Annotated in this window: 8 protein-coding genes and 1 pseudogene; all 9 read left to right on the top strand. The window is 69.3% G+C overall.

Annotation, left to right across the window (positions count from 1 at the left end; all coding sequences use genetic code 11):
• Positions 1–462 precede the first annotated feature (462 nt).
• Entirely contained in the window at positions 463–2007 is a 1545-nt protein-coding gene (locus ACZYY4_RS22095) for a flavin-containing monooxygenase (protein WP_463812190.1), read from the top strand.
• Positions 2008–2025: 18 nt separating this feature from the next.
• A complete protein-coding gene (locus tag ACZYY4_RS22090; RefSeq protein ID WP_463812189.1) occupies positions 2026–2889 on the top strand; it encodes an alpha/beta fold hydrolase in 864 nt (287 codons plus the stop codon).
• 408 nt (positions 2890–3297) lie between these two features.
• Positions 3298–3981 (top strand): annotated as a pseudogene (locus ACZYY4_RS22085) (tetratricopeptide repeat protein); the annotation flags it as partial.
• Positions 3976–5010, top strand: coding sequence for an HAD-IIA family hydrolase (locus tag ACZYY4_RS22080; protein WP_463812197.1), 1035 nt, complete (start codon positions 3976–3978; stop codon positions 5008–5010). The pseudogene ACZYY4_RS22085 and the gene ACZYY4_RS22080, both read left to right, overlap by 6 nt.
• Before the next feature lie 48 nt (positions 5011–5058).
• Positions 5059–5235 (top strand): hypothetical protein, encoded by a 177-nt coding sequence (locus ACZYY4_RS22075; protein WP_463812188.1) that lies wholly within the window; start codon positions 5059–5061, stop codon positions 5233–5235.
• Positions 5236–5243: 8 nt separating this feature from the next.
• Complete coding sequence (locus ACZYY4_RS22070) at positions 5244–6050, top strand: TlyA family RNA methyltransferase (protein ID WP_463812187.1); 807 nt, start codon at positions 5244–5246, stop codon at positions 6048–6050.
• Positions 6047–6979, top strand: a complete 933-nt coding sequence (locus tag ACZYY4_RS22065) for an NAD kinase (RefSeq protein ID WP_463812186.1) — start codon at positions 6047–6049, stop codon at positions 6977–6979. The genes ACZYY4_RS22070 and ACZYY4_RS22065 overlap by 4 nt, the downstream gene beginning before the upstream one ends.
• 31 nt (positions 6980–7010) lie before the next feature.
• Positions 7011–8819, top strand: coding sequence for a DNA repair protein RecN (recN, locus tag ACZYY4_RS22060; protein ID WP_463812185.1), 1809 nt, complete (start codon positions 7011–7013; stop codon positions 8817–8819).
• 101 nt (positions 8820–8920) lie between these two features.
• On the top strand, positions 8921–10102 hold the full coding sequence (steA, locus tag ACZYY4_RS22055; RefSeq protein ID WP_463812184.1) for a putative cytokinetic ring protein SteA: 1182 nt from the start codon (positions 8921–8923) through the stop codon (positions 10100–10102).

Genomic DNA, 10102 nt, shown 5'->3' with positions numbered 1-10102 from the left:
CCCGGAAGCTAAGCCTGTCAGCGCCGATGATACTGCCCACACGGGTGGAAAAGTAGGACACCGCCGAACACAACATAGCGAAACGCCCCCCGAGCAATCGGGGGGCGTTTCCACATTCAAAAGTCCGGACCGCATGGCATTCGGGGAAGTAATCGAACCCGAGTTCTCTGCGCGTTTACCGCCGGCACTACTGGACGCGAAAACGACGGTTTGTGTTCGTCCGTCGTAGAGCGAGCCCTTTTGGTAGGAGGCGTCGGCCAGTTCGGCGGACGCGGGAGCCACCAACCCCACCCCCGCACCGGCGATCACCGCCGTGGACCACCATGCGGACGTCGCGCCATCACCCATCGTCGACGACATAGCGCAACCCGCACACATAGCTGGGGATCGAAATGTTCAATAGCATGAGATGAGTCACGGCTCCGCCGACACTTGCAACAAGTTCTCCCCTGGAGGCATCACATGGCGACCGCAAGCACGGCCGGGCCGAGTAGCGGCGATCGCCCGGCAGTCACCGATCTCGATGTGGTGATCGTCGGTGCCGGGATCTCCGGTATCGACGCCGCCTGTCACCTCAAGACCGACCGCCCAGGCACCACGTTCAGCGTCCTGGAGGGCCGGGACTCCATCGGCGGCACGTGGAGCTTTCACCGATACCCCGGGCTCAGGTCGGACTCGGACGTGCCCACGTTTGGTTACCGGTTCAAACCGTGGACGAAAGCGACGACGATCTCGCAGGGCGAATACATCGTGGAGTACCTGGAGCAGACCGTCACCGAGAACGGGCTGGACGACCACATCCGGTTCGGTTACCGGGTGCGCGGCGCCGAGTTCTCCAGGGCATCACAACGCTGGACGATCACCGCCGAACACACCGCAAGTGGTGCGACAGAACGGATTACCGCGCGGTGGCTGTTCCTGGGATGCGGGTACTACGACTACGAAAACCCGTTCCGGCCAGAGTTTCCCGGCGAGGCGGACTTCGGCGGGACCATCGTCCACCCGCAGCTCTGGCCCGAGGATCTGGACTACGCCGACAAGCAGGTGGTTGTCATCGGCAGCGGCGCGACGGCGGCAACGCTGATCCCGTCGATGGCGACGGAGACCGCCCACATCACCATGCTGCAGCGCTCGCCGGGCTACTACTTCACCCGGCCTGAGGTCGACCGGATCGGGCAGGCGCTGACCCGGGTGCTCGGCCGAGAGCGTGCCTACCCGATTATCCGGCGCAAGAACATCGCGTTCCTGCGGACCACCTACGCGCTCTGCCAGCGTTTCCCGAAAATGATGGCCAAGGTGCTGATCACCCTGGTGCGCTGGCAGCTGCCGAAGGACTTCGACATCGCCACCCACTTCACCCCCCGATACGGACCGTGGACCGAGCGGTTGTGTCTGATTCCCGGCGGTTCGTTCTTCATGGGCGGCGATTTCTTCAAAGCTGTCAAAGCCGGGCGCGCGTCGGTGGTCACCGACCACATCGACCGCTTCACCAAGTCCGGGATCCTGCTGAAGTCGGGGGCAGAGCTGCCCGCCGACATCATCGTCACCGCAACCGGGATCAACATGACACCGCTGGGCAAGATCGCACTCAGCGTCGACGGGCGGCCGGTGGACCTGCCGGCGACCCAGGTCTACAAGACCACGATGCTGTCCGGCGTGCCGAACCTGGTTTTCGCCTTCGGTTACGCCCAGCTGTCTTGGACACTGCGGGTGGACTTGATCTGCCGGCACCTCATCCGTCTGCTCGACCACATGGACGACCACGGCTACGGGATGGTGGAGGCCAACTTCGATGGCCGTCCGATGGCGCGGAGACAGCTCATCAATCTCCAGTCGAATTATGCGAAGCGCGGAGCGTCGGTCATGCCGTATGGCGGGTCTGCGTCAGCTGGCGTGTGGTCGGTTGAGCCCGACTATTCCGCTGACACCAAGCGGCTCTGCGACGACCCGATTGCCGACGAAGCGCTGGTGTTCACGGCGGTCAAGTCCGCTTTGCGAGCGCCGTGAACCACCGGCCAGCGGAGAATGCGACCGGGGGAGCAGACCGTGGCCACCGCCGTTGAAGAAACGGAAACCATTGAGGTCAACCACGGTGCACAGTTGGAGGTTGCCACGACGGGCGCCGGCGATCCTCTGGTACTGATATGCGGAACGTCTCACAACCGACGGTTGTGGGCGCCGTTTCTGCCGGTGTTGTCGGGCGGTTGTCGAGTGATCACCTACGACCATCGGGGGATGGGTGAGTCCACCCGCGGCGGCGGGCCGATGGCGGTGTCGACGCTGGCCGAAGACCTTCACGAGCTGCTGAACGCCCTGGGCTTGGAGCGGGTTCACCTACTCGGCTACTCGCTGGGAAGTGCGGTGGCCCAGGAGTTCGCCCTGGCCCATCCGGGTCGTGTCGGCTCGCTCGTCTTAGCGGCGACCTGGGCCCGAACGGACGGATTCCAGCGGGCGGTTATGACCGCGCTGGCCCACCCGTGGCGTACTGGCGACCGGGATGCGGCCCTGACGGCACTCGGTATGGCCTTCTCGCCGGAGCTACTCAACTCCGCGGGTTTCGCCGAACAGATGGCCCAGTTGGGGCCGGCGTTCGCCAGCACCGACGGGCAGATGGCGACGACCGCCGAGCAGTGGGACGCGGACTTGGCGCACGACACGCTGTCCAGGCTCGGTGCGATCACAGCGCCGGCGTTGGTGATCGCGGGCGAGCAGGATCTCATCACGCCGCCCTGCCTGGGGCGTGTCGTCGCGGATTCGCTTCCGGCGGGACGGTTCCACCTGCTGACCGGGCCGGGTTCCAGCCACGGCGCCCTGCTGGAGCGGGCCGAGGAGTTTCTGCCGCTGATGCTCGGGTTCCTGGCCGAGTACCCGCTCGGGCGGGCCGGATGATGTTCGCGGAGGCTTTCGTCGCGGGGTGACGCTATTCGGCTCCGGCCGCCCGGGGTACCAGGGATTTCCCTTGTCATTGGTGAGCCGAAAACGCACAGCCGACCCCGGGCTGGGATATGGGTTCGGCGGATCGGTGCAGTCGAGGGACTATCCGTGGCGGGCCGTATCCTGACACGAGGTTTCAGGCGAAAGGTTTCAGTGGTCGAGAACAGAGCAGGTGGCGAACGTCGTCAGTCGGGCGGCGGAGCAGGAAATGGCCACCGCGGCCCGCAGCAAAGACCGGGATCCGGCGACCAGCGGCGTACGCCCACCGGCGAACAGCGCCGGACACCAAGAGGAGCGGGACCGGATCGGGATCGTCGGCCGCAGCCCCGGCGCGACCACGACGACGGCGCGCGGCCGCCGCGACTGGGCGAGGAATCCGCTGTGCGCTACGACGATCCGCCGCTTCCCGACGGGATCGAACCCAAGCAGCTGGCGCCGGAGGTGCGCCGGGAGCTGAGCACCCTGAGCAAGGCCATCGCCGACGGCGTCGCCTGCCACCTGGTGGCCGCCGGCATGCTGCTCGACGAGGACCCGCAGGCCGCACTGCTGCACGCCCGGGCGGCCCGGTCCCGCTCGACGCGGATCACCGCGATCCGCGAAGCGGTCGGGATCGCCGCCTACCACTGCGGCGACTGGGCGCAGGCACTGGCCGAGCTGCGCGCGGCACGCCGGATGGGCAGTAAGTCCGCGCTACTGCCGCTGATCGCCGACTGTGAACGCGGCCTGGGCCGACCGCAGCGCGCGATCGAACTGGCCGCCGGACCTGAAGCCACCCAGCTGGAGGGCGATGAAGCCGACGAGCTGCGGATCGTTGTCGCCGGCGCCCGCGCCGACCTGGGCCAGCTGGAGCAGGCGCTGACGGTGCTGTCCGGCGCCCCGGCCGACCCCGACCGCACCGGATCGACAGTGGCCCGGCTGCACTACGCGCATGCCGAGACGCTGGTGGCGCTGGGCCGCGAGTCCGAGGCGCTGGAATGGTTTCTGCGGGCCGCGGCCGCCGACACCGAGGAGGTCACCGACGCCGAGGACCGGATCGCCGGTCTGGGCGGCGCAGCGACCCTGGCAGACGAATACGACTGTCTGCTGCTGGACCTCGACGGCACGGTGTTCCGCGGTGGCGAACCCACCGTCGGCGCCGTCGAAACCCTGGCGCAGGTGCAGAGCCGCGGCCTGTTCATCACCAACAACTCCTCGCGCGGCGCGGACGAGGTCGCAGAACATCTGACTCAGCTGGGCTTCACCGCCGCGGCCGAGGATGTGGCCACCAGCGCCCAGATCGCCGCGCACCTTCTGGCCGGCCAACTTCCGGCCGGCGCACGGGTGCTGGTGGTGGGCACCGAATCACTGGCCGCCGAAATCACCGCCGCCGGTTTGGAGCCGGTGCGACTGGCCGCCGACGAGCCGGCCGCGGTGGTGCAGGGCCTGTCCACCGACACCGGCTGGGCCGATCTGGCCGAGGCGGCTCTGGCCATCCGGGCCGGCGCGATGTGGATGACCACCAACGTCGACAAGACACTGCCGTCGGAGCGCGGCCTGTTGCCCGGCAACGGGTCGATGGTGGCCGCGCTGCGGGCCGCGACCGACGCCGAACCCCAGGTGGCCGGCAAACCCGGGCCGGCGTTGCTCACCGAGGCGCTGACCCGCGGCGAGTTCTACGCCCCGCTGGTCGTCGGTGATCGCCTCGATACCGACATCGCCGCCGCCAACGCCGCCGGGTTGCCCAGCCTGATGGTGCTTACCGGCGTCAACTCGGCGCGAGACGCCGTGGGCGCCGTCGCCGAGCAGCGGCCGACCTATATCGGCCACGATCTGCGGGCCCTGCAGCTCGACGCCGACCGGCTGGCGATCGGCCCACAGCCGCGGTGGCAGATCACCGTGGACGGTACGACGGTCACCGTCGCCGCTGGACCGCCCGACGAGAACGAGGAGGACGAGGACGGTCTGTCGATCGTGCGAGGACTGGCCGGCGCGGTGGCCGACGCCGACTTGGCCGGGCGTCCGTTCACCGTGGAGTCCGCCGACGACACCGCCGGGCAGGCCCTGCAAGACTGGTCCCTGCTCGGCACCTGGCCCTGAGGGGCACGCACTGACCCCAATTGACATCGTCTAGCGTTGGTGGCACCCATGAACAGTGAGATTGATGACGTCCGGGAACGCATTGCGGCTTTGCTGGCGCAGCTGCCCGGGGAAGCCGAGCTGGCCGAGTTGCCGGCTCACAGCGATCTCAACGCCTTGGCGCAGCGGCTCGAAGAAGCCCACGAGGTGTTGGTGCGGGCGCTGGAGTCGGTGGAGAAAGGCTGACGGCACGCATGTCGCGGCGCGCTCGCGTTGACGCCGAACTGGTCCGGCGCGGACTGGCGCGATCCCGCCAGCAGGCAGCCGAATTGATCGGCGCCGGCAAGGTCACCATCGACGGCATTCCCGCCGTCAAACCGGCTACCGCCGTGATGGTGACCGCCGCCCTGGCCGTCGTCGATGACGGCGAACGCACCTGGGTGTCACGAGGGGCGCACAAGCTCATCGGCGCGCTGGACACCTTCGGGATCACCGTCGCCGACCGGCAGTGCCTGGACGCGGGCGCCTCGACCGGTGGATTCACCGAGGTGCTGCTCGACCGCGGCGCGGCCCGGGTGGTCGCCGTCGACGTCGGCTACGGGCAGTTGGCGTGGTCGCTGCGCACCGACCCGCGCGTCGTCGTCGTCGAACGCACCAACGTCCGCGGGCTGACCCCCGACACGGTCGGTGGGCCGGCCGCGGTGATCGTGGCCGACCTGTCGTTCATCTCGCTGGGCACCGTGTTGCCCGCGCTGGCTGGCTGTGCGTCACCCGACGCCGATATCGTTCCGATGGTGAAGCCGCAGTTCGAGGTGGGACGAGCACAGGTGGGCGCCGGCGGGGTGGTGTCCGACCCGGGTCTACGCGCCGATGCGGTGCTGTCGGTGGCGCATCGCGCGGCAGAACTCGGGTGGGGCACCGTCGCAGTCACCGCCAGCCCGTTGCCGGGGCCGTCCGGCAACGTCGAATACTTTCTGCATCTGCGCGCCGCCGCCGCACCGCCGACCGGTGACGCGCTGCACGCCGCCGTCCAAGATGCCGTCGCGAAGGGGCCCCAATGAATATCGGGAACGGCGAGCGCACCGTTCTGCTGGTGGTGCACACCGGGCGTGAAGAGGCCACCGACACCGCCCGCCGCGTGGAGAAGGTGTTGGGCGACCACGGCATCACGCTGCGGGTGTTGACCGCCGAAGCCGTCGACAAGGGTTCGCTGCACCTGGCGCCCGACGACATCCGCGAACTCGGCGTCGAGATCGACGTGGTGGACCCGGACAACCGCGCCGCCGAGGACTGCGAACTGGTGCTGGTGCTCGGCGGCGACGGCACCTTCCTGCGGGCCGCCGAACTGGCCCGCAGCGCCGACATCCCGGTGCTGGGGGTCAACCTCGGGCGGATCGGCTTTCTGGCCGAGGCCGAGGCCGACCACATCGACCGGGTGCTGGATCACATCATCGCCCGCGACTACCGGGTGGAGGACCGGATGACGCTGGACGTCGCGGTGCGCGCCGACGGGGAGATCATCGATCGCGGGTGGGCGCTCAACGAGGCCAGCATGGAGAAGGGCCCGCGGCTGGGCGTGCTGGGTGTCGTCGTCGAGGTGGACGGCAGGCCGGTGTCGACGTTCGGCTGCGACGGGGTGCTGGTGTCGACTCCGACTGGATCCACCGCCTACGCGTTCTCCGCGGGCGGGCCGGTGCTCTGGCCCGACCTGGACGCCATCCTGGTGGTGCCCAACAACGCCCACGCCCTGTTCGCTCGGCCGATGGTGACCAGCCCCGACTCGACCATCGCGATCGAAGTCGAGGGCGATGGACACAATGCGCTGGTGTTCTGCGACGGCCGCCGCAAGATGCTGGTGCCGGCCGGCGGCCGGCTCGAGGTGCAACGCGGCGTCGCCCCGGTCAAGTGGGCGCGGCTGGGCCGATCCCCGTTCACCGACCGGCTGGTGCGCAAATTCCGGCTGCCGGTTACCGGCTGGCGCGGACAATAACGGTGCGGCCGGTGCCACAGGGTGCGTTCGAGTGCTGACTGAGATCCGCATTGAGTCGCTGGGGGCGATTCACGCGGCAACCGCCGAATTCGACCGCGGCCTGACCGTGCTGACCGGGGAGACCGGCACCGGCAAGACCATGGTCGTCACCGGACTGCACCTGCTCGGCGGCGCCCGCGCCGACGCCACCCGGGTGCGCTCCGGCGCAGCCCGCGCAGTGGTGGAGGGCCGGTTCTGCACAGCAGATCTGGCGCAGGCCTCGGCCGCGCAGATCGACGAGATCCTGGAGGCCTCCGGCGCCGAGCGCGACGAGGACGGCAGCGTGATCGCGGCCCGCTCGGTCAGTCGCGACGGGCCGTCGCGGGCCTACCTGGGCGGTCGCGGGGTGCCCGCCAAGTCGCTGAGCGGCTTCACCGGTGGGCTGCTGACCCTGCACGGCCAGAACGACCAACTGCGGTTGATGCGCCCGGACGAACAACGCGGCGCACTGGACCGGTTCGCCGCGGTCGGCGCGCGGCTGGAGCGCTACCGCAGCGCACGCGAGGCCTGGCTGTCGGCGCGGCGTGAACTCATCGACCGCCGCAACAGCGCCCGCGAACTGGCACAGGAAGCCGACCGACTGACTTTCGCACTGCGGGAGGTCGATGCGGTCGACCCACGTCCCGGGGAGGACGACGCGCTGACCGTCGAGATCCGGCGGCTCTCCGAGCTCGACGCGCTGCGCGCCGCGGCCTCCGGGGCGCGGTCGGCCCTGGCCGGCGGCTTCGAGGACGAGGCCGCAGCACTCGCCGCGGTCGATGGACCGACCTCGGCCACCGACCGGCTCGGACAGGCGAAGACGGCGTTGGCCACCACCGACGACACCGCCCTGCAGGCGCTGGCTGAACAACTCGGCGAGGCGCTCACGGTGGTGGGCGACGTGGCCCGCGAACTCGGCGGCTACCTCGATGAGCTGCCCACCGGGGCCGACGCGCTGGACGCCAAGCTGGCGCGGCAGGCCGAATTGCGTTCCCTGACCCGCAAATACGCTGCCGACATCGACGGGGTGCTGGCCTGGGCGGCCGAGTCCCGTGACCGGCTGGCCCAACTCGACGTGTCCGAAGAAACCATGGCGGCGCTGTCCGATCGTGTCGACGAACTCGCCGAGCAGGTGGTCAAGACCGCCACCGACCTCAGCGGCGCGCGCGGCAAAGCGGCTCGGGGCCTGGCCAAAGCGGTCAGCGCCGAGCTGTCCGGGCTGGCGATGGCCAACGCCGAATTCACCGTGCGCGTGAGCCACAGCCCGGCCGCCGAGGATGACCCGGCCGCGTTGCGGTTGCCGTCGGGAACGACCGTGCACGCCGGAGCCGACGGCATCGACGATGTCGAGTTCGGGCTGGCCGCGCATCGGGGCATGACCGTGCTGCCGCTGGCCAAGAGCGCGTCTGGGGGTGAGCTGTCCCGGGTAATGCTGGCCCTGGAGGTGGTCCTGGCGACGTCGTCGCTGTCGGCGGCGTCGCGGCACTCGGCCGGCACCACGATGGTGTTCGACGAGGTCGACGCCGGGGTGGGCGGCCGCGCGGCAGTGCAGATCGGGCGTCGGCTGGCGCGGCTGGCCCGCACCCACCAGGTCATCGTGGTGACGCACCTGCCACAGGTCGCCGCCTACGCCGATGCGCACCTGGCCGTCGACGCCGGAGGCGGAGGCGCCAGTGGGGTGCGGCGTCTCGACGACGACGGCCGGGTGGCCGAATTGGCCCGGATGCTGGCCGGGCTCGGCGAGACCGACACCGCCCGAGCACACGCGCGGGAACTGCTCGATGCCGCCCAGGATGACCGCGGCGCAGACCCCGACGGCTGAGCCGCCGGCGCCTGTGACAGATGGGGCGTAAATGAACTTCTGGGGCTGCTGATACGGCGCGCCTCCCGGGTTTCCCGGATTTCCCGGACAGAATCGCGCCCATGAAGATGTCTGCGTTGCTGTCTCGTAACACCTCCCGGCCGGGTGTGGTCGGCACGGCCCGAGTCGATCACGACATCGACCGTTTGCTGCGGCGGGTGGGTCCCGGCGACATCGTGGTCCTCGACATTCTCGATCTGGACCGGATCACTGCCGACGCACTGGTGGAAGCCGAGATCGCCGGCGTCGTCAATGCCTCGGCGTCCATCTCCGGCCGCTACCCCAACCTCGGGCCCGAGGTGCTGGTCGCCAACGGCGTCACGCTGATCGACGAAGCCGGCGCCACCGTGTTCAAGAAGATCCGCGACGGCGCCAAAGTCCGGTTGCACAACGGCAGCGTCTACGCCGGTGACCGGCGACTGGCGCGGGGCGTCGAACGCAACGACGTCGAGATCGCCGAACTGATGCTCGAGGCCAAGAGCGGGCTGGTGGCCCACCTGGAGTCCTTCGCCGGCAACACCATCGAGTTCATCCGCAGCGAGAGCCCGCTGCTGATCGACGGGATCGGGATCCCCGAGATCGACGTCGACCTGCGGCGCCGGCACGTGGTGCTGGTCGGTGACGAACCCGACGCCGCCGACGACGTGAAGCGCCTCAAGCCGTTCATCAAGGAGTACCAGCCCGTCCTGATCGGTATCGGCGCCGGAGCCGATGTGCTGCGCAAAGCCGGATACCGCCCGCAGCTGATCATCGGCGACCCCGACCAGATGAGCGCCGAGGTGCTGCGGTGTGGATCGCAGGTGGTGCTGCCCGCCGACGCCGACGGTCACGCGCCGGGACTGGAGCGCATCCAGGACCTCGGCGTGGGTGCCATGACGTTCCCGGCTGCCGGTTCCGCGATGGACCTGGCGTTGCTGCTCGCTGACCACCACGGTGCGGCGCTGCTGGTGACGGCCGGGCACACGGCCAACATCGAGACGTTCTTCGACCGGACCCGCCAGCTGACGAATCCGTCGATGTTCCTGACCCGGCTCAAGGTCGGCGAGAAACTCGTGGACGCCCGCGCGGTCGCGACGCTGTACCGCAACCGGATCTCCGCCGGCGCGATCGCACTGCTGGTGCTGACGATGCTGATGGCGGTCATCGTCGCGCTGTGGGTCTCGCAGACCGACGGCGTGGTGCTCGAGTGGCTCGGCAACTACTGGCACCACCTGTCGCAGTGGCTGCGGCACTGGGTGACTTAA

The organism is Mycobacterium sp. IDUB_21, assembly GCF_055419425.1.
Note: the sequence above shows the minus strand (reverse complement) of the source record. Positions and strands in the feature narration are given on the sequence as shown.